The organism is Streptomyces sp. NPDC126503 (assembly GCF_040302405.1).
Taxonomy (GTDB): domain Bacteria; phylum Actinomycetota; class Actinomycetes; order Streptomycetales; family Streptomycetaceae; genus Streptomyces; species Streptomyces gulbargensis.
This window is the reverse complement of the sequence record NZ_JBEORS010000004.1, coordinates 46,564-66,014: the sequence shown is the minus strand read 5'-3', so window position 1 is coordinate 66,014 and position 19,451 is coordinate 46,564. Positions and strand designations below refer to the sequence as shown.

Annotated in this window: 16 protein-coding genes and 1 riboswitch; of the genes, 6 read left to right on the top strand and 10 right to left on the bottom strand. The window is 74.8% G+C overall.

Features of this window, described 5'->3' with window-relative positions:
• Positions 1-72: 72 nt before the first annotated feature.
• Positions 73-792, top strand: a complete 720-nt coding sequence (locus ABTY40_RS07285; protein ID WP_352058818.1) for a siderophore-interacting protein — start codon at positions 73-75, stop codon at positions 790-792.
• 288 nt (positions 793-1,080) lie between these two features.
• The gene (locus ABTY40_RS07280; protein ID WP_352058609.1) at positions 1,081-2,154 is read left to right on the top strand and encodes an SCO1860 family LAETG-anchored protein; all 1,074 of its coding nucleotides are present in this window, start codon (positions 1,081-1,083) and stop codon (positions 2,152-2,154) included.
• Between the two features lie 108 nt (positions 2,155-2,262).
• On the opposite strand, the gene cobC is transcribed toward ABTY40_RS07280, so the two are convergent.
• On the bottom strand, positions 2,263-3,810 hold the full coding sequence (cobC, locus tag ABTY40_RS07275) for an Rv2231c family histidinol phosphate aminotransferase CobC (RefSeq protein WP_352058608.1): 1,548 nt from the start codon (positions 3,808-3,810) through the stop codon (positions 2,263-2,265).
• Between the two features lie 24 nt (positions 3,811-3,834).
• On the opposite strand from cobC, the gene ABTY40_RS07270 reads away from it, so the two are divergent.
• Positions 3,835-4,563, top strand: coding sequence for a ZIP family metal transporter (locus ABTY40_RS07270; protein WP_352058607.1), 729 nt, complete (start codon positions 3,835-3,837; stop codon positions 4,561-4,563).
• A 2-nt stretch (positions 4,564-4,565) separates the two neighbouring features.
• Here the strand turns inward: ABTY40_RS07270 and ABTY40_RS07265 are convergent, their stop codons facing one another.
• The 7 genes from ABTY40_RS07265 to ABTY40_RS07235 all read right to left on the bottom strand — a co-directional run bounded on the left by ABTY40_RS07265 (position 4,566) and on the right by ABTY40_RS07235 (position 13,119).
• A complete protein-coding gene (locus tag ABTY40_RS07265; RefSeq protein ID WP_352058606.1) occupies positions 4,566-5,981 on the bottom strand; it encodes a cobyrinic acid a,c-diamide synthase CobB in 1,416 nt (471 codons plus the stop codon).
• Positions 5,975-6,583, bottom strand: coding sequence for a cob(I)yrinic acid a,c-diamide adenosyltransferase (cobO, locus tag ABTY40_RS07260; RefSeq protein ID WP_345280717.1), 609 nt, complete (start codon positions 6,581-6,583; stop codon positions 5,975-5,977). Before cobO ends, ABTY40_RS07265 begins: the two co-directional genes overlap by 7 nt.
• Positions 6,583-8,676: a putative cobaltochelatase gene (locus tag ABTY40_RS07255; protein WP_352058605.1), complete on the bottom strand. Its 2,094-nt coding sequence runs from the start codon at positions 8,674-8,676 to the stop codon at positions 6,583-6,585. The genes cobO and ABTY40_RS07255 overlap by 1 nt, the downstream gene beginning before the upstream one ends.
• A gap of 151 nt (positions 8,677-8,827) precedes the next feature.
• Entirely contained in the window at positions 8,828-10,336 is a 1,509-nt protein-coding gene (locus ABTY40_RS07250; protein WP_352058604.1) for a cobyric acid synthase, read from the bottom strand.
• Complete coding sequence (locus ABTY40_RS07245) at positions 10,333-11,322, bottom strand: cobalamin biosynthesis protein (protein ID WP_352058603.1); 990 nt, start codon at positions 11,320-11,322, stop codon at positions 10,333-10,335. Before ABTY40_RS07245 ends, ABTY40_RS07250 begins: the two co-directional genes overlap by 4 nt.
• A 35-nt stretch (positions 11,323-11,357) precedes the next feature.
• A riboswitch (cobalamin riboswitch) is annotated at positions 11,358-11,500 on the bottom strand.
• 110 nt (positions 11,501-11,610) lie between these two features.
• Positions 11,611-11,832: a hypothetical protein gene (locus ABTY40_RS07240; RefSeq protein WP_345280709.1), complete on the bottom strand. Its 222-nt coding sequence runs from the start codon at positions 11,830-11,832 to the stop codon at positions 11,611-11,613.
• A 12-nt stretch (positions 11,833-11,844) separates the two neighbouring features.
• Positions 11,845-13,119, bottom strand: a complete 1,275-nt coding sequence (locus ABTY40_RS07235; protein WP_345280707.1) for an inorganic phosphate transporter — start codon at positions 13,117-13,119, stop codon at positions 11,845-11,847.
• 401 nt (positions 13,120-13,520) lie between these two features.
• Here ABTY40_RS07235 and ABTY40_RS07230 point away from each other — a divergent pair, with 401 nt between their 5' ends.
• Both ABTY40_RS07230 and ABTY40_RS07225 read left to right on the top strand, forming a co-directional pair.
• Positions 13,521-14,648 carry an alpha/beta hydrolase gene (locus ABTY40_RS07230; RefSeq protein ID WP_352058602.1) on the top strand — a complete coding sequence of 376 codons (1,128 nt, stop codon included), beginning with the start codon at positions 13,521-13,523 and terminating at the stop codon, positions 14,646-14,648.
• A gap of 77 nt (positions 14,649-14,725) precedes the next feature.
• Positions 14,726-16,138: a hypothetical protein gene (locus tag ABTY40_RS07225; RefSeq protein ID WP_502990508.1), complete on the top strand. Its 1,413-nt coding sequence runs from the start codon at positions 14,726-14,728 to the stop codon at positions 16,136-16,138.
• 36 nt (positions 16,139-16,174) lie between these two features.
• Here the strand turns inward: ABTY40_RS07225 and ABTY40_RS07220 are convergent, their stop codons facing one another.
• Both ABTY40_RS07220 and ypfJ read right to left on the bottom strand, forming a co-directional pair.
• Positions 16,175-16,576: a VOC family protein gene (locus ABTY40_RS07220; protein WP_352058601.1), complete on the bottom strand. Its 402-nt coding sequence runs from the start codon at positions 16,574-16,576 to the stop codon at positions 16,175-16,177.
• Positions 16,577-16,649: 73 nt separating this feature from the next.
• Positions 16,650-17,540 (bottom strand): KPN_02809 family neutral zinc metallopeptidase, encoded by an 891-nt coding sequence (gene ypfJ, locus ABTY40_RS07215; protein ID WP_352058600.1) that lies wholly within the window; start codon positions 17,538-17,540, stop codon positions 16,650-16,652.
• A gap of 266 nt (positions 17,541-17,806) precedes the next feature.
• Between ypfJ and ABTY40_RS07210 the strand changes: the two genes are divergently transcribed.
• Positions 17,807-19,405 carry an ABC-F family ATP-binding cassette domain-containing protein gene (locus ABTY40_RS07210; RefSeq protein ID WP_352058599.1) on the top strand — a complete coding sequence of 533 codons (1,599 nt, stop codon included), beginning with the start codon at positions 17,807-17,809 and terminating at the stop codon, positions 19,403-19,405.
• Positions 19,406-19,451: the final 46 nt, after the last annotated feature.

Here is a 19,451-nt window from a genome sequence, read left to right as displayed (position 1 = left end):
CTTCAGCTGCCATGATTCATTAGGTTAGGCTGTCCTAAATTAACCTACAGGAGTTCAGGGGTGGGGATCACGGTGGGTCATGGCTGGCAGGGCGCCGTCCTCAAGCTGATGCGCGGCAAGGACTTCACGTTCACCGTGACGGGGGCCGAGCAGGTCACCGAGGACTACCGCCGGGTGCACTGCGCGGACGGCGGTCTCCTCGCCGCCGCCGGGGTCCACCCCACGATGTGGGTGCGCCTCTGGTTCGACGACGGAGGCAAGCCCCATCAGCGGGCCTACACCCTCGTCGACCCCGACCCCGAGGCCGGCACCTTCAGTCTGGAGTTCGCGCTCCACGAGGGCGTCGCCGCCCGCTGGGCCCGCACCTGCGCCCCCGGCGACACCGTCGACGCCACCCTCCAGGGCACCGGTTTCGAGCTCCCCGAGCCGCCGCCCTCCCGTCTGCTCCTCGTCGGCGACGCCGCCTCGCTGCCCGCCGTCAACTCCCTGCTCGACGCGCTGCCGGACGTGCCCGCGACGATCTGGTTCGAGACGCGGCACGCCTCCGACGCGGAGCTGCCGTTCCGTACCGACCCCGGGCGCCACGACCTGCGGACGGTGCCGCGCGACGACGCGGGAGCCGGGCTCGTGGCGCGGGTGAAGGCCGAACTGCCCGCCCTCGCCGGCCCCGGCACGTACCTCTGGATCGCCTGCGACACCGCCACCACGCGCACCCTCTCCTCGTACGCGCGCAAGGAGCTGGCCTTTCCGAAGGAGCGCCTCCACGCCCTCGGGTACTGGCGCGCGAGCTGACCGGCGCCCGGTTGACGAACCGTTACCCCGGCTCCTCCCGGTTCGTTCAAACCCCTCCCGTCCGCGCCCCGCGTACGAAACGGAAGGGACGGGCGAGAACGGTTGTGCCGAGAAAAATCGAAAATGAGCGCGGAAACCCCCCTTTGGAGTGAACTCACGTCAGGCGACCGCCGGTTCACTCTCCGTGCGTAAAGATTCCGGTGTCTCAAGTCGCCGACGCCGCGCCGACCCACTGTCCCCGTGGCGAGCGGCCGGCGACGCCATGTCTTCCGTGGGGGTTCCACCACCTTGAACAGCAACACCTTCCGCACGCCCGCACGCCGCGCCGCGGCCGTCGCGACCGTCGCCGCCCTGGCCGCCGGTCCCGTCCTCCTCGCGGCCCCCGCGGCGCACGCCACGGGCGACGAAGGACGCGCCACCGCCGTCGTGCTCCGTACCGGCCTCGACGTCTCCCTGCTCGGCCGGACCGTGCACGTCCCCGTGCGCGCCACCCTCAACGAGGTCAGGGCGCCGCGCAGCGCCGACGAGACCGCGCTGAAGGTGCGGGTCCAGGGCGCCGAGGGCGACAAGCCGATCGACATCCTCCGGGCCGACGTCGCCACCTCGACCGCCACCGTGGACGAGCGCAGGGCCGAGGGGTACGTGAACCTCGCCAAGGCCCGTGTGCACGTCCCCGGCCTCCCGCTGCTCTCCGTCATCGAGGTGGAGAAGGTCACCTCCAAGGCCCTCTGCGAGACCGGGAAGAAGCCGGTCGCCACCTCCAACGTGCTCGGGCACGTCACGGTCCTCGGCAAGCGGACGACCCTCTCCGCCGGCGGCCGCACCCAGGTCGACGTGCCGGCCGTCGGCACCGTCACCCTCGACCTCTCCCGTACGTCGGTCACGTCCCGTACCGCCGCCGCGACCGCGCTCGAACTGAAGGTGAAGGTCAACCCGCTCGCCCTCGGCGTGGCCGAGGTCGACGGCACCGTGACGCTCGCCGAGGCGACCTGCGAGACCCCGAAGGGGGCGGCTCCGACCGAGAAGCCCACCGAGAAGCCCACGGAGAAGCCCACCGAGAAGCCGACCGAGAAGCCGACCGAGCGGCCCACGGAGAACCCGACCGGACAGCCCACCGGGCAGCCCTCGGAGCAGCCCACCGACCGGCCGACCGGACAGCCCACCCCCGCCCCGAGCGACGGCGGGAACGGCGGTGACGGCGGCAAGGAGCCCCAGACCGGCGGCACCGCCCCCACCGGCAACCTCGCCGAGACCGGTGGCAGCTCCACCACCCCGTACCTCGCGGGCGGAGCGCTCGTCCTCCTGCTCGCCGGCACAGGCGCCCTCGCCCTCACCCGCGCGCGGGCACGCTCCCGCGCCTGACGGTCCGAGGGGGCGAGCCGGGGGGCTCCAGGGGGAACGGGGCCGGGGCGGACGGTGTGACGACACCGCCCGCCCCGGCCTCCCGCCGTACGCCCCGGCGGCCGGCGTTCAGCCGCAGATGAGCAGCGCCTGGTCCAGCGCCTGCAGGAACCGGTTGGTCGTCACCCGGTCCCGCACCGCGAGCCGCAGCCAGTTCCGGTCCAGGCCCGGGAAGGTGTCACCCCGGCGGGCCGCGAAGCCCAGCGCCCGCAGCCGCTCCCGTACCGCGTCCGCCCCGTCGATCCGGATCAGCACGAACGGCCCCTCGGCCCCCGGCACCGTCCGCACCTCGTCGAACTCCGCGAGCCCGGCCAGCAGATGGGCCCGCTCCACTCCGATCCGGTGCGCCGCGAGCTCCGCCTCCGCGAGCGCCGGCCGCGACACGCACGCTTCGGCCGCCACCAGCGCCGGCGTCGACACCGGCCACAGCGGCTGCGTCCGCTCCAGGGCGAGCACCGTCTCCGGCTCCGCCAGCACGTAGCCGATCCGCAGCCCGGCCAGACCCCAGGTCTTGGTGAGGCTGCGCAGCACCACCAGACCCGGCACGTCCGTCCGCCCGGCCAGCGACTCCCGCTCGCCCGGCACCGCGTCCATGAAGGCCTCGTCCACGACCAGGGTCCGCCCCGGCCGGGCCAGCGCCGCGATCGCGGCGGCCGGATGCAGCACCGAGGTCGGATTGGTCGGGTTGCCGATCACCACCAGATCCGCGTCCTCCGGCACCGCCGCCGGATCCAGCCGGAAACCGTCCTCCTCGCGCAGCAGCACCCGCTCCACCTGGTGCCCGGCGTCGCGCAGCGCCGCCTCGGGCTCGGTGAACTGCGGATGCACCACGACCGGCCGCCGGGCCGGCAGCGCCCGCGCGATCAGTACGAAGGCCTCCGCCGCGCCCGCCGTGAGCAGGACGCGGCCCGGCGGCAGATCGTGCCGCTCGGCGACCGCCGCGCGCGCCGACCGTCCGTCGGGATAGGCCGCGAGCCCGAACAGCGAATGGGCGATGCGCTCCCGCAGCCAGTCCGGAGGCGTGTCCGTCCGGACGTTCACCGCGAGATCGATCAGCTTCTCGTCCCGTACCTCGGCGTCACCGTGGTGCCGCAGGTCGTGGGCGTCGGATTGCGTATGTGTGTCCATGGCCGCCGTCGTGTGGGGGGTGGGGATGGTGGGGGGTGAGCCAGGCTCGCCAGCGATGTACCCGTGCGTCAAGGGCAACAACCGTGCGCCCGGCCCGCCTTGATCGGGGCAAACCGGTACGAACGCCGCAACCGCGCAGGTAGCGCGCCGGGTTTTCCGCTTCGGGACGAGCAGCACCGCACCCTCACCCGCCGCCCGCAGCGCCGCCGCCTCCGCCACGGACGCCGTCCCCGCCGCCGCCAGCGGCACCCGCGAGGGATGCGGTACGGGCACGGCGGCCAGCTCCCCGGCCGCGAAACCCCGCACCGGTACACCCAGCGAGGCCGCCGCCCGGGCGATCCCCGGCTCCGCCACCCGCGTGTCCAGCGTGGCGAGCGCACGCACGGCCCCGGCCGTCGCCCCCGCCTCCCGCAGACACTCCGCCACCAGGGCGAGCACCTCCGCCGCCGACACGCCCGACCGGGCGCCCACGCCGACGTGCACGGACACGCCCCCGTCCGATAGCAAGGGCGCATGGCTGTCGTCGTCGCGCTCGGCGCGTTCCTCATGACCCTCTTCGGCGGGTGGGTCGCCCAGCGCGTCACCGACCGGCGCCACCTCGTCCTCGGCCTCGCCGGCGGACTCATGCTCGGCGTCGTCGGGCTCGACCTGCTGCCGGAGGCCCTGGAGGCCGCGGGCGACGAGGTGTTCGGCGTCCCCGAGGCCCTGCTGCTGTTCGCGGGCGGCTTCCTCCTCGCCCACGCGGTGGAGCGCCTGCTCGCCGTCCGCCGCGCAGGCCACGGGGTCACGGCCGGGGAGCGGGTCCCTCAGGTCGGCATGACCGCCGCCGCGGCGATGGTCGGCCACAGCCTCATGGACGGCGTCGCCCTCGGCGCCGCCTTCCAGGTCGGCGGCGGCATGGGCGCCACCGTCGCCCTCGCCGTCATCACCCACGACTTCGCCGACGGCTTCAACACCTACACGATCACCAGCCTCTACGGGAACGCCCGCCGCAAGGCCCTCGCGATGCTCGCCGCCGACGCCGTCGCCCCGCTGCTCGGTGCCGCGTCCACCCTGCTGTTCACCCTTCCGGAGGGACTTCTCGGGGGCTATCTCGGCTTCTTCGGCGGCGCCCTGCTCTACCTCGCCGCCGCCGAGATCCTCCCCGAGGCGCACCACGACCACCCCGCCCGCTCCACCCTGCTCTGCACGGTCCTGGGCGTGGCCTTCATCTGGCTCGTGGTGGGCCTCTCCGGACACTGAACTCACCCGCAGCGCTCCACGAACCGAGCGGCGACCCCCGGCGCCCCCGCCCAGTGCGTGTGCACGTAACTGGCGTGCACGCCGCCCCGGACGAAGCCCTCGACCCGCCGCTCCGGCCGGTGCAGCCCCCAGGCGGGCGAGGCACCGGCGCCCGGCTCGATCACGGTGCGGTGGAACTCGTGGCCCCGCATCCGGGTCCCGGCGGCGGCCAGCACGCTGTCGCTCACGGCCACCGCGTCCCGGTAGCCGAGCGTCAGCCGCTCCGACATCCGCGCGTCGGCGTCCAGCACGCCGCACATGGGCCGCCCGTCCAGCGAACGCGCCAGATAGAGCAGGCCGGCGCACTCGGCGGCCACCGGGGCGCCCGAGGCCGCGAGGTCCGCGACGGCCTTCCGCAGCGGCTCGTTGGCGGACAGCTCGGCGCCGTACACCTCCGGGAAGCCGCCCCCGACGACGAGCCCGGCGGTCCCCTCCGGCAGCGCCTCGTCCCGCAGCGGGTCGAAGGTCACCACCTCGGCCCCGGCCGCCCGCAGCAGCTCGGCGTGCTCGGCGTACGAGAACGTGAAGGCCGCCCCGCCGGCCACCGCCACCCGGGGCGCCCGCCGCCCGGCACCACCGGCCCCCGCGAAACCGGACGCACCGGAAACACCGGAAGCGCCGGACGCCTCGGCATTCCCGGACCGGGCGGCCCCCGCCGTCGCCGGATCCCACGCCTCCGTACGCAGCTCCGGCGCGCTCCTGGCCAGCGCCAGCAGGGCCTCCAGATCGCAGCCGGCCCGCACCTGTTCGGCCTGCGCGGCCACCGCCTCCACCGCCTGCGCCTGCCGCTCCGCGACCGGCACGAGGCCGAGGTGCCGCGAGGGCGTCGCCACACCGGGCGCCCGCCGCAGGACACCGAGCACCGGCACCCCGGACCCGCCGAGCGCCTCGCGCAGCAGGTGCTCGTGCCGGTCCGTGGCGACCTTGTTGAGGATCACACCGCCGATCCGGACCTCCGGATCCCAGGACGCGAAACCGTGCACGAGCGCCGCCACCGACCGCGACTGCGAGGAGGCGTCCACCACCAGCACCACCGGCGCCTTGAGGAGCTTGGCCACCTGCGCGGTGGACGCCAGCTCGCCCTGGTCGGCGGCCCCGTCGTACAGGCCCATGACCCCCTCGACCACGGCCAGGTCGCAGCCGCGCGAGCCGTGCGCGAACAGCGGGGCGATCAGCCCCGTCCCGCACATGTACGCGTCGAGGTTCCGCCCCGGCCGGCCGGTCGCGAGCGCGTGGTAGCCGGGGTCGATGTAGTCGGGGCCGACCTTGTGCGGGGAGACGGCCAGACCACGGCCGGCGAACGCGGCCATCAGACCGGTCGCGACCGTGGTCTTGCCCGCGCCCGAGGAGGGCGCGGCGATGACGAGACGTGCTACCACTCGATGCCCCGCTGGCCCTTCTGACCCGCGTCCATCGGGTGCTTCACCTTCGACATGTCGGTCACCAGGTCCGCGAAGTCCACCAGCTCCTGGGGGGCGTTGCGGCCGGTGATGACCACGTGCTGCTGCCCCGGACGGTTCCGCAGCACCTCCACCACCTCGGCGGTGTCGATCCAGCCCCAGTGCAGCAGGTACGCGAACTCGTCCAGGACGTAGAACTTGTACCGCTCCTCGGCGAGGTCCCGCTTGACCTGCTCCCAGCCCTCGCGCGCCTTGTCCTCGTGCGACTGCTCGCCCTCGGCGACCTCGCGCTGGATCCAGGACCAGCCCTCGCCCATCTTGTTCCAGACGACCGTGCCGCCCTTGCCCGTCTCACCGAGCGCCTTCAGCGCGTTCTCCTCGCCGACCCGCCACTTGGCGGACTTGACGAACTGGAACACCCCGATCGGCCAGCCCTGGTTCCAGGCGCGCAGCGCCATGCCGAAGGCGGCGGTCGACTTCCCCTTCCCGACGCCCGTGTGCACCATCACCAGCGCGCGGTTGCGCCGCTGGCGGGTGGTCAGTCCGTCGTCCGGAACGACGGTCGGCTGTCCCTTGGGCACTACGCGGCCCTCCTCATCGAGTCCTTCGGGCTGTTGCCCTGTCCCTGTACGTCCCTGACGAGCCCGGCGATCGCGTCGGCGCGCAGCTCGTCCAGCGTCACGGCGGTCCCGCCCAGATCACGGGCGAGGTTCCCGGCGAGACCGAGCCGTACCGGCCCCGTCTCGCAGTCCACGACCACCGCGGCCGTGCCGTCGGCGGCGTGCAGCCGCGCGGCGCGGGCCGCGAGCGCCACCGGGTCGGCGCCGCCGCCGGTCGCCCGGCCGTCGGTCACCACCACGAGCAACGGGCGCCGCGAAGGGTCCCGCAGCCGCTCCACGCGCAGCACGTCGTGCGCCTTCAGCAGCCCGGCCGACAGCGGCGTGCGCCCGCCGGTGGGCAGCTTCTCCAGACGGGCGGCGGCGGCGTCCACCGACGAGGTCGGCGGCAGCGCGACCTCGGCGTCCCGCCCCCGGAAGGTGACGAGACCCACCTTGTCGCGCCGCTGGTAGGCGTCGAGCAGCAGCGACAGGACCGCGCCCTTCACGGCGCTCATCCGCTGCCGCGCCGCCATCGACCCCGAGGCGTCCACCACGAACAGGACCAGGTTCCCCTCCCTGCCCTCCCGGACCGCCTGCCGCAGGTCGTCGCGCCGCACCACGAGCCCAGGCCCGCCGCGCCCGCGCGCCCGCTGGTGCGGGGCGGCGGCCCGTACGGTCGCGGCCAGGTGCAGCTTGGTCAGCGCGCCCCGGGGCCGGGTGTCCCCGGTGGTACGGCCGTGTTCGGTACGGGCCCGGGAGCGCCGCCCCGCGGCCCCCTCGCCGAGACCGGGCACGCTCAGCGTCTTCGTACGGAAGGGTTCCCCGGCCGCGACGGCGGCGCGCTCACCGGCGCCGGGACCGCCACCCCGCGAAGCCTGCGCCGGGGCCTCCCCGGGCGCGGAGGTCTCCTCGGGCGTGGAGGACTCCTCGGGCGCCGGGGGCTCCCCGGACCCGGGCCCCTCGCTCTGCGGCGGAATCCCGCCCCCGCCGCCCCCGGGCCCTCCGTCGTCACCGGGACCGCCGTCACCCGGGCCGTCCGGCTCCGGGTCCCCGTCCGGCTCCTCGCCCTTGAACCGCTCCAGCGTCTCGTCGAGCTTGTCCTCGTCCAGGCCGGGCGCGTCGAAAGGCGCCCGGCGCCGGCGGTGGGGGAGCGCCAGCAGGGCCGCCTGCCGCACGTCCTCGGAGGTGACCTCGGTCCGGCCCGCCCACGCGGCGAGCGCGGTCGCGGTCCGGGCCATGACGATGTCGGCGCGCATGCCGTCCACCTCGAAGGCGGCGCAGGTCGCGGCGATCTGGAGCAGCGCGGCGTCCCCGAGGACGACCTTCGGCAGCAGCTCCCGGGCGGCGGCGATCCGCTCCCGCAGCGCGGTCTCCTCGTCCGCCCAGCGCGCGGCGAACCCGGCCGGGTCGTCCTCGAACGCCAGCCGCCGCCGGACGACCTCCACCCGCTGCTGCGGGTCGCGCGAGGCGGCCACCTCCACGGTGAGCCCGAACCGGTCGAGCAGCTGCGGCCGCAGCTCGCCCTCCTCGGGGTTCATGGTGCCCACGAGCAGGAAGCGGGCGGCGTGCCGCACGGAGACGCCCTCGCGCTCCACGTGGGAGGCGCCCATGGCGGCGGCGTCGAGCAGGTGGTCGATCAGGTGGTCGCTCAGGAGGTTGACCTCGTCGACGTACAGGATCCCCCGGTGCGCGGCGGCGAGCAGGCCGGGCTCGAAGGCCTTCACGCCCTCCGCGAGCGCCTTCTCGATGTCCAGCGCGCCGACGAGCCGGTCCTCGGAGGCTCCCACGGGCAGTTCGACCATCCGCGCCGGGCGGGCGTCCGGGGCGCCGCCGGTGTGGGGCCCGTCCGGGCAGTCCGGGTCCGGCGAGGCCGGGTCGCAGCTGAACCGGCACCCGGCGACGACGGCCACCTCCGGCAGGAGTTCGGCCAGCGCCCGGACGGCGGTCGACTTCGCGGTGCCCTTCTCGCCCCGGACGAGAACACCGCCCACGGACGGACTGACGGCGTTCAGCAGCAGCGCCAGCCGCAGGTCGTCCATGCCGACGACGGCGGTGAACGGAAAGCGGGTGCTCATCGGGTGGTCACTCCTTCGGAAGGCTTGTGCTCGGCCGGGGCGTGCCCGGCCCGGGAGGGCGCCGGGCGGGCGGACCCGCTCGCGCCCGTGGGAACGGCCCGCCGGGACAGGCGGCGGACCCGTGCTCCCCGCGCGTTCGCGGACGGTCCCCTCACGGCGCCCCCGGCGGCACGAACGGCAGCCCCTTCGGGGCCCCCTCCTCGATGAGCCGCAGCAGCGCGTCCGTGTCGGCGTGCTCCTCGATCAGGTCACCGAGCCGGTCGAGCTGTTCCTCGCGCAGCGCCCCGAAGGAGGTGTCCGGGGCCGGGACGAAGGCGCGCCCGGCCGCCGCGGCGACCTCCCGCAGGAAGGCGCGGCGGAAGCCGTCGCTCTCCAGGGAGCCGTGCCAGTGGGTGCCCCACACGGCACCGACCCGGCAGCCGTCCAGGAACGGCTCCCCGCCCCGTACGTCGGCGACGCCGTGGTGGATCTCGTACCCCTCGACGCGCTCGCCGAGGGCTTCGCCCACCGGCCTGGCGAGGGTCTTCTCGCGGGCGAAACGGACCCGGACGGGCAGCAGTCCGAGGCCGTCGACGGCGCCCGCCCTCGACTCGACCTCGTCCTCGATGTGCTCGCCGAGGGCCTGGAAGCCGCCGCAGATGCCGAGGACCGGCCGGCCCTCGGCCGCCCGCCGCGCGAGGGCGGCCGCGAGGCCCCGCTCCCGCAGCCAGGCCAGCGCCTTGACCGTGCCCCGGGTGCCGGGCACGACGACGAGGTCCGCGTCGGCCAGCTCCTCGGGCCGGTCCACGAACCGCACGACCACCCCCGGCTCGGCCGCGAGCGCGTCCACGTCCGTGAAGTTGGACATGAGCGGTACGGCGCAGACGGCGACCCGCAGCAGGTCCGCGCCGACCGGCGGGGCCACCACCGACTCGCGCACCGCGCCCCGCAGGGAGACGCGCAGGCCGTCCTCCTCGTCGATGCCGAGGCCGTGCGCGTACGGCAGGACGCCGAAGGTGCGGCGTCCGGTGAGCCCCTGCAGCATGTCGAGGCCCGGTTCCAGGAGGGTCACGTCGCCCCGGAACTTGTTCACGAGGTATCCGGCGACGAGCTCCTGGTCCTCGGGCGCGAGCAGCGCCGTCGTACCGAAGAACTGGGCGAAGACCCCGCCCCGGTCGATGTCGCCGACCACGACGACGGGCAGGCGCGCGGCCCGCGCGATGCCCATGTTCACGATGTCGGTGCGGCGCAGGTTGATCTCTGCGGGGCTGCCCGCGCCCTCGCAGATCACGGCGTCGTGCGTGGCCCGCAGCTCCTCCAGGCAGGCGACGACCGGCTCGAACAGTTCCTTCTGCCGGTTGCCGTGGTAGCCGCGGGCGCTCATCTCGCCCACCGGCCGGCCCATGAGCACGACCTGGCTGGACCGGTCGCCGCCCGGCTTGAGCAGCACCGGGTTCATCAGCGCGGTCGGCTCGACGCGGGCGGCCTGCGCCTGCATGGCCTGGGCCCTGCCGATCTCGGCGCCCTCGCGGGTCACGAAGGAGTTGAGGGACATGTTCTGTCCCTTGAACGGCGCGACCTTGACGCCCTGCCGAACCAGCCAGCGGCAGATGCCGGCCGTGACGACGCTCTTGCCCGCGTCGGAGGTCGTCCCGGCGACGAGCAGCCCCCCACCCCTCACTTCGTCCTCCGCTTCAGCGTGTCCGCGATCAGCCGGCCGCCCGCGCAGGCGGCCAGGGTCAGCCAGGTCACCCGGCGCGAGAGCCGGACCGCCCGGTCGATGTCGGCGACCTCCACGGGCCGCCCCTCCCCGTTGAGGACGGGCCGGTGCTCGACCCGCCCGCCGTACGAGAGCGTCCCCCCGAGCCGTACGCCGAGGGCGCCCGCGAAGGCGGCCTCGACCGGACCCGCGTTGGGGCTGGGATGCCGGCCGGCGTCGGCCCGCCAGGCCCGTACGCCCCCGCGCGGATCGCCCCCGGCGAGGGTGGCGAGCGCGGCCGTCAGGCGGGCGCCCGGCCAGCCGGCCAGGTCGTCCAGGCGCGCCGAGGCCCAGCCGTAGCGGCGGTGGCGCGGGGACTTGTGGCCGACCATCGCGTCCAGGGTGTTGACGGCCCGGAAGCCCAGCAGCCCCGGCACGCCCGCGACGGCGCCCCACACGAGGGCGCCGACGACGGCGTCGGAGGTGTTCTCGGCGACGGACTCGACGACCGCGCGGGCCATCGCCGGACCGTCCAGGGACTGCGGGTCACGGCCGCACAGACGCGGCAGCCGCTCGCGCGCCACCTCCAGGTCGCCGGCCGCGAGCGCCCCGCCGATCGCGCGGGCCTCGCGGCCCAGGGTCGTACCGCCGACGACGGCCCACACGGAGGCGGCGGTCAGGACGGTGGAGGCGGCGCGGCTGCGCCGTGCGGCGCGGGCGGCGACGGCGCCGAGCGCCACGGCGGAACCGGCGCAGACGGCGGTGTGCAGCGCGCCCCAGCCCCGGTGGTCGCGGTGCAGGCGCCGCTCGACGGCGGCGGCGGCCCGGCCGAAGGCGGCGACGGGGTGCCCGCGGCGGGGGTCTCCGAGGAGCAGATCGGCGGCGAGGCCGGCGGCCGCTCCGTACGCGAAGACACCGGCGGCCCCGGAAGGGCCGGCTTCGGACAGGCTGCGGGTGCGGCCGGGCATGGCGCTGTGTCCTCACTCAGGGTCCGCGCCCTGGCTCGACGTGACCGGCGGGGGGAGTTCCTGGCTCCCGGACCCCTGGGGGCCCGGTCACAGTGGCGGGACCGCGCCGGAATCGCACCGGACTTCCTCTTCCTTGCCGCCGTAATGGCCTCGGCAGTCCACCACGCCCCGAGAACGCCCGTCAACTCACTCTTGACCTGCGACGGGTCACTGTGCGAAGCACCACAGACACGACGGCCGGGCGGCCCGCACCCGAGGTGCGGACCGCCCGGCCGTCAGGTCGCCGTGTCAGACGACGATCAGAAAGATGCCGTACGCGACGGCCGCCGCGCAGAGCGCGAAGCAGGCGTAGGCGCCGGTGCGGGCGAGGGTGGCGGAGCCGCCGTTCGCCGCGGCCTCCTCCTGCTTGGTGAGGCCGACGATGCCGAGGGAGAAGAGGCCCACCAGGGCGACGGTCGCCACGAGGCTGACTCCGAAGACGGAGCCGAGGGCTGCCCAGTCGATCTTCATGTCGTTCGTTCCTTACACCGCTGCGGCGGGGGCCGGGGGAGCGGCCGGGTCCGTGGGGACCCGCGCCGGGATGGTGGTCTTGAGGTCCTCGTCCGCGACGGCGGCGACCGAGCCGGCCGGCGGCGGCGGGGTGACGGCCGCGATCGCGGTGGTCACGACGCCGGGGGTGCCGGAGCCGCCGTCGAGGTCGTCGTCCGTGACGTTGTGGTGGTCGACCGGCTTGCGGCGGGACAGCGCCCAGATGACGGCGGAGCCGGAGACCAGCAGGATCGCGACGGCGACGATGCCCCAGGTGCCCTGCTGGGTGAGGAACTCGGCGCCGGCGCCGACGAGGCCGGCGGCGGGCAGGGTCAGGCCCCAGGCCACGAACATCCGGGTGGCGGTCGACCAGCGGACGACACCGCCCTTGCGGCCGAGGCCGGCGCCCATCACGGCACCCGAGCAGGACTGGGTGGTGGAGAGCGAGAAGCCCAGGTGCGAGGAGGCCAGGATGACCGTGGCGGCGCTGGTCTGGGCGGCGAAGCCCTGCTGCGGCTGGAGGTCGGTGAGGCCCTTGCCCATGGTGCGGATGATGCGCCAGCCGCCGAGGTAGGTGCCGAGGGCGATGGCGACACCGGCCGAGACGATGACCCACAGCGGCGGGTTGGCGCCCGGGGCGACGACGCCCTGGGTGACCAGCGCGAGGGTGATGATGCCCATCGTCTTCTGCGCGTCGTTGGTGCCGTGCGCGAGGGAGACGAGACCGGCGGAGGCGATCTGGCCGGCGCGGTAGCCCTTGGCCGTGGCCTTCGCCTCGCGGTTGGCGTTGATCTTGTACGTCAGGCGGGACGCGGCCATCGCGGCCAGACCGGCGACGAGGGGGGCCGCCACGGCCGGGATGAGGACCTTGGTGACGATGGTGGAGCCGTTGACGGCCGACCAGCCGGCCGACGCGACCGCGGCGCCGATGAGGCCGCCGAAGAGGGCGTGGGAGGAGCTGGAGGGCAGGCCCACGAGCCAGGTCAGCAGGTTCCACAGGATGGCGCCGACCAGGGCCGCGAAGATCACTTCTGTGCGGATGCCCTGTTCGTTGATGATGCCGCCGGAGATCGTCTTGGCCACTTCCACCGAGAGGAAGGCGCCGACGAGGTTGAGCACGGCGGACATGGCCACCGCCGTCTTGGGCTTGAGCGCACCGGTCGAGATGGTCGTGGCCATCGCGTTGGCGGTGTCGTGGAAACCGTTCGTGAAATCGAACACGAGAGCTGTCACGACCACAATGGCGAGCAGCAGCGTGATGTGTTCCATTTACCCAGGCAATCGTTTGACGTCAGTGGCTCGTCGAACGTAAGCAACCTGGATGAACGGAAGGTGAACTGGGGCGGGCAGTGTGGTGTCCCGAACCGGTGTCAACGGATTCCGCTTTCCGGCGCCGCCCACCCCTGTCCACCATCCGAACACCCCGGAACCCCGGGTAATCCGTACGCCCGCTGGCCCACCGCCCCCCGCCGCCTCCCCGGCGTCCGAAGGCCTGTCCGCCCCCTGGACGGAATCATCCCGACGGGGGACGGCCCCGCGAGACCCATGTCACCCGCCCGGGGGACCTCCGACGACACGGACACCCGCCCCGGGGACCTCCCGGAGAGAAGGTCGCCGCGCGACCGGCCCGTCGGGTGGCACGGACGGGGCGTGCTGCGGACACTGGGAGCGTGCGCCCGGCTACAGCGACGGCAGCGGCCGTCACCACACTGATCGGTGTCGGCGCGGCCGCGGTGGCGGCCGGCCGGTACGCCAGCGACGTCGCCCTCAGGGCTTCGTCCGGACGTCCCCTCCCGGGAGACCCCCGGCTCACCGTGCACGCCACGGGACCGGAACGGATCACCCTCACCCGCAGCCTCGCGTCCCTGCGCCCCGGTACGTACGGGGTGGCGGCGCCCGGCCTGCACGCGGTCGTCGGTCCCGTCCTCGACCGGGTCCCGCACACCGCCGACACCGTCGTCCGCCGCCTGGAACGGGTCGAGCTCGGCACCCTCGGGACCGGCGCCCGCGTCCGGCTCACCCCGCAGCTGCACGTCGGCACCCCGCTCACCGCCTTCGGCCTCCCCTACGAGGACGTCGAGATCCCCGGCGAGCTGGGGCCGCTCCCGGCCTGGCTGGTGCCCGGCCCACGCACCACCTGGGTGATCGCGCTGCACGGCCTCGGCACCACCCGCGAGCACCCGCTCAACCTCGTCCCCTTCCTCACCCGCCGCAAGGTGCCCGTCCTCGTCCCCGCCTACCGCGGCGACGCCGGCGCCCCCGCCTCACCCGACGGCCTCGCCCACCTCGGCGACTCCGAGTGGCGCGACGTCGACGCCGCCATCCGCTACGCCGTCCGCCGGGGCGCCGCCCAGGTCGTCCTGCACGGCTGGGGCACGGGCGCCTCGATGGCCCTGCGCGCCGCCGCCGAGTCCGGCGTACGGCACCGGATCGCCGGCCTCGTCCTGGACTCCCCGGTCCTCGCCCGCGAGACCACCCTGCGCAACCTCGCCACGGCCCACCGGATCCCCGGGCTCCTGCTCCCGCTCGCCGTCCGGGCCGCCCGCGCGATGACCGGCCCGCCCGCGGGCCGCTTCCCGGCCGCCCCCGCGGCGGCCGATCCGCGCGTTCCCACCCTGATCCTGCACGGGCCCGACGACACGCTCGCCCCCTGGGAGCCGTCCGTCGAACTCGCCACCCGCCGGCCCGGCCTCGTCACCCTGGTCACCGTGCGGCACGCCCCCCACGCCGCCATGTGGAACGCCGACCCGCTGCGCTACGAGGAGGCCGTGCGCCGCTTCCTCACCCCACTCATGTGACGGTCCGCCGGGAGCCGCTCCCTCGGCACCGGGCATTCCGATTGGGCTTTCGGGCCGTCAGCGGGAAGACTGCCCCCGTGACGTCTCGAAAGCCCGATGAACCATTGGCGCGCAACTCCAGACTCCGACTCGTCCGCCCGCGGGCGCTGGCCACCGCCCGGCGGGCGGTGACCACCCGGCGCACCCGCCCGGCACCGCGGCCGCCCGAGGGGACTCCGCCCCGCGCGGAACTCGCCCGCCAGGCGCGGCACGTCCTCGCCGACGCCGTACGGATCGCCCGCTGGGCCGCCGCCCCGCGCGGCGCGGGACCCGCGGCCCGCCCCGGCTCCGCGAGCGTCCCCGCGCGGGAACGGGCCGCCGAGGCCCTCGGCCTGACGCCCGGCCAGATCCGGGCCGGCTGGGACCGCGCCCGCCTCGCCGGGCTCGTCGAACTGCACGGCGACACCGCCCGCCCCGGCTGGCGGCTGCGTGCCTGGGACCGTGACGACTCCGCCGTCCTGCGCGGCTGGGTCGCCCTCTTCGACGCCTGGTCCCTGGTGCACCCGGCCCCCGAGGGCGTCGAGGCGAGCGCCGTCGCCGAGGTCGTCGAGGCCGTCCCGCAGGTCCTCTCGCTCCTCCAGCTCTCCCAGGGCCCCGTCCCCGTCCCCTCCCTCCTCGACCTGCTCGGCCAGCGGGTGGAGGAGCTCCGCGAGGAGCGCTGCGAGGTGCCGGGCACGGCGGACCTCGCCGGCCCCGCCGCCCCCTCCTGCGCGCCCGAGGGGCTCCCCGCCCTCCTCGACTGGGCCCTGGAGGGTCTGGCCGCGGTGGGCGCGCTCACCCTGGACCCGGGCCCGGAAGGCCGCCAGGCCACCCTGACACCGCTCGGGAACTGGGCGGTCTGGGTCAAGCTGGAGCAGATCTGCGTCGCCGCGCAGAGCCCCGCCGGCAACATCGAGCAGTCGGCCGAGGACATGCTCCGCGGCTGCGCCCGGCTCACCCCCGGCCCCGCCCGCGACGAGTACCGCGCCTGGCTCGCGGCCCGCACGCTCTCCAGCGCCGTCTCCGAGCTCCTGGCCGTCGCGAGGGGCGAGGACGCCCTGCTGCGCGGGCTCGCCTTCGAGGCGCTGCGGGTCGTCGGCGCCCCCGCCGAGGCCGAGGTGCGGGCCGCCCTGGCCGAGCCCTCCCTGCGCCCGTACGCGCTGCTCTGGCTCGCCGAGTACGAGGGGGCCGACCCCGACGACGCGCAGGAGGTCCTCACCCGCGAGGAGGCGACCTGGCTCTGGGTGGACACCGCCGCCGCCGTGGCCGACCACGGCGAGAGCGACCTGCTCGTCCGGCACCTGGACTCCGCCGTGCAGGGCACCGTCCCGGCCCTCCTGGACGAGGTGCGGGCCGTCGGCCACCCCCGTACCGTCCAGGTCCTCGTCGCCCTGGCCGCCGCCCACCCCGACCCGGCCCTGGCCAAGGCCGTCCGCAGGGCCGCCTTCCAGGTCCACACCGGCGGCGCCTGACCGGTCGTGGGCCCGTCCGCGTCCGGCGGGCGGGCCCTACCCCTCGGCGCCGGGGGTGTACGTGCCGAAGCTCCAGATGTTCCCCTCGGCGTCGCGGGCCATGTAGTCGCGCGAGCCGTAGTCCTGGTCCCGGGGCGGCATGACGATCTCCACGCCGTGGGCCACGGCCCGTGCGTGGTGCTCGTCCACGTCGTCCACGTGGACGAAGACGCCGACCGGACCGCCGCCGGCCATCAGCCGGTCGAACTCGCTGCCGGTGCCCCGGCTGCCGAGCATCACCGTCCCGTTGCCGTACGTCAGCTCGGCGTGGGCCACCAGCCCGTCCTCGCCCTCGTACACGGCCGTGGCGGTGAAGCCGAAGGCCTCCGTCAGCTGGGCGATCGCCGCCTTCGCGTCCCGGTAGACCAGGGTCGGGCAGATGTGGGGTGCCTCGGGCATCGCGCTCACGTCCTCTCGGTGCGCCGCGGGCCGGATGTGACCCTCCTCCCAGTCTCGCAGCGGAGCGCGGGGATCAGCGGAAGGTGTCGCACCGGGCCATGTCGCCGGTCCGGAAGCCCTGCTGGAACCACTGCTGCCGCTGGGCCGCCGAGCCGTGCGTCCAGTTCTCCGGGGTCACCCGGCCCTGGAACTTCTCCTGGATCCGGTCGTCGCCGACCGCCGCCGCCGCGTCCAGGCCGTCGCGGATGTCCGCCTCCGTCAGGCGGGTCAGCAGCGGGCGGCCGGTCCGGTCGTCGGGCGTGGTCGTCGCGTGCCGCGCCCACACCCCGGCGTAGCAGTCCGCCTGCAGCTCCACCTTCACCGCGTCGGAGTCCGCGCCGGTCCGCCCGTCCCGCGCCCGGCCCAGCGTGCCGGTCAGGTTCTGGACGTGGTGCCCGTACTCGTGGGCGATCACATAGGCCTGCGCGAACGGCCCGCCGCTCGACCCGAAGGTGGTGCGCAGCTCCTGGAAGAAGCCCAGGTCCAGGTAGACCCGCCGGTCGCCGGGGCAGTAGAAGGGGCCGACCGCCGAGGTGGCGGTGCCGCAGGCGGTGCCGACCTGCCGGGTGAACATCACGGTGGGGGCGTCCGTGTAGCGCCCGCCCCGGCGCGCGTACTCACCGCGCCAGTAGTCCTGGACGCTGTTGACGACGGCGACGACGCGGCAGTCCTCGCGCGTGTTGGCGTCCGAGCCCTTGCGGCAGGCCTGGTTCACCTGCGCGGCCGAGGAGGAGGTGGCGGCCGGCTCGTCACCGCCCGAGGAGAGCCCGAGCTGGTCGGGGCCGATCCCGAAGAACAGGCCCAGGACCAGGGCGACGACGCCGATGATCCCTCCGCCCACGGTGGCCCGGCCGCCCGGGAGGCGGCTGCCCCGGACGTCCCGCACCTCCGAGGTGTCCAGGTCGGCGTCGTCGTCGAACTGCACGGTCCACCACCCTCCGCTTCGCCGTCGCGGCGGTGGCCGCCGCTCTGCGCCGAGTATCGGCCCCTCCCGTGCCGTCCGCCCCTTTTGCGGCGCGTGCGCGGGAAGGTGAGAAAGACGGCGTTCGCCTACCCCCGGTCCGCGTGGCCGAAAACCAGTTGCAGGGGCCCGTTAGACTGGCCGCATGGCCATTCTCCTCGTGGATTAGCGGCGTCGAAGCCCTTCCCAGCCGTCCTTCCGCCGTTTCCCCATCGTCCTGGAGTCTGTCCGTGATCACCGCTTCCGGCATCGAGCTGCGCGCCGGCGCCCGCGTCCTCCTCGAGTCCGCCACCTTCCGCGTCGCCAAGGGCGACCGCATCGGTCTCGTCGGCCGCAACGGAGCGGGGAAGACCACGCTCACCAAGTGCCTGGCCGGCGAGGGCCAGCCCGCCGCCGGCACCATCGCCCGCTCCGGCGAGGTCGGCTACCTCCCGCAGGACCCGCGCACCGGTGACCTCGACGTCCTGGCCCGCGACCGCATCCTCTCCGCCCGAGGCCTCGACGTCCTGATCCGCAAGATGCGGCAGAACGAGGAGCGCATCGCCTCCGGCAGCGGCGCCACCCGCGAGAAGGCGCTCAGGCAGTACGAGCGCCAGGAGACGGAGTTCCTCACCAAGGGCGGGTACGCCGCCGAGGCCGAGGCCTCCACGATCGCCGCCGCCCTCGGCCTGCCCGACCGGGTCCTCGGCCAGCCGCTGCACACCCTCTCCGGTGGTCAGCGCCGCCGCATCGAGCTGGCGCGCATCCTCTTCTCGGACGCCGACACCCTGCTCCTCGACGAGCCCACCAACCACCTCGACGCGGACTCCATCGTCTGGCTGCGTGACTACCTGAAGACCTACCGCGGCGGCTTCATCGTCATCTCCCACGACGTCGACCTGGTCGAGACCGTGGTCAACAAGGTCTTCTACCTGGACGCCAACCGGTCGACCATCGACGTCTACAACATGGGCTGGAAGCTCTACCAGCAGCAGCGCGAGGCCGACGAGAAGCGCCGCCGGCGCGAGCGGCAGAACGCCGAGAAGAAGGCCGCCGCCCTCAACTCCCAGGCCGACAAGATGCGCGCCAAGGCCACCAAGACCGTCGCCGCGCAGAACATGGCCAAGCGCGCCGAGCGGCTGCTCTCCGGCCTCGAGGCCGTGCGGGTCTCCGACAAGGTCGCCAAGCTGCGCTTCCCCGAGCCCGCGCCCTGCGGCAAGACCCCGCTCACGGCGGAGGGCCTGTCCAAGTCCTACGGCTCGCTCGAGATCTTCACCGATGTGAACCTCGCCATCGACAAGGGCTCCCGCGTCGTCATCCTCGGCCTCAACGGCGCCGGCAAGACGACCCTGCTCCGTCTCCTCGGCGGGGTCGAGAAGCCCGACACCGGCGAGGTCACCCCCGGCCACGGCCTCAAGCTCGGCTACTACGCCCAGGAGCACGAGACCCTGGACCCCGACCGGACCGTCCTGGAGAACATGCGCTCCGCCGCCCCCGACCTCGACCTGGTCGAGGTCCGCAAGGTGCTGGGCTCGTTCCTCTTCTCCGGCGACGACGTGGACAAGCCGGCCGGGGTGCTCTCCGGCGGCGAGAAGACCCGGCTCGCCCTGGCGACCCTGGTCGTCTCCTCGGCGAACGTGCTCCTCCTCGACGAGCCCACCAACAACCTGGACCCGGCCAGCCGCGAGGAGATCCTCGGCGCGCTGCGCACCTACAAGGGCGCGGTCGTCCTGGTCACCCACGACGAGGGCGCCGTCGAGGCGCTCGACCCGGAGCGGATCATCCTGCTCCCGGACGGCGTCGAGGACCTGTGGGGCCCGGACTACGCGGACCTCGTGGCGCTCGCGTGATCCCGGGCTCCGGTTGCGGGGGGGGGACCCGCCCCCGGCCCGGTGA

Coding starts and splice junctions, on each gene's coding strand:
- ABTY40_RS07245 (WP_352058603.1), bottom strand. CDS start 11,322: ATGCCCGGCCGCACCCGCAGCCTGTCCGAAGCCGGCCCTTCCGGGGCC.
- ABTY40_RS07235 (WP_345280707.1), bottom strand. CDS start 13,119: ATGGAACACATCACGCTGCTGCTCGCCATTGTGGTCGTGACAGCTCTC.
- ABTY40_RS07255 (WP_352058605.1), bottom strand. CDS start 8,676: ATGAGCACCCGCTTTCCGTTCACCGCCGTCGTCGGCATGGACGACCTG.
- ABTY40_RS07270 (WP_352058607.1), top strand. CDS start 3,835: ATGGCTGTCGTCGTCGCGCTCGGCGCGTTCCTCATGACCCTCTTCGGC.
- ABTY40_RS07220 (WP_352058601.1), bottom strand. CDS start 16,576: ATGCCCGAGGCACCCCACATCTGCCCGACCCTGGTCTACCGGGACGCG.
- ABTY40_RS07240 (WP_345280709.1), bottom strand. CDS start 11,832: ATGAAGATCGACTGGGCAGCCCTCGGCTCCGTCTTCGGAGTCAGCCTC.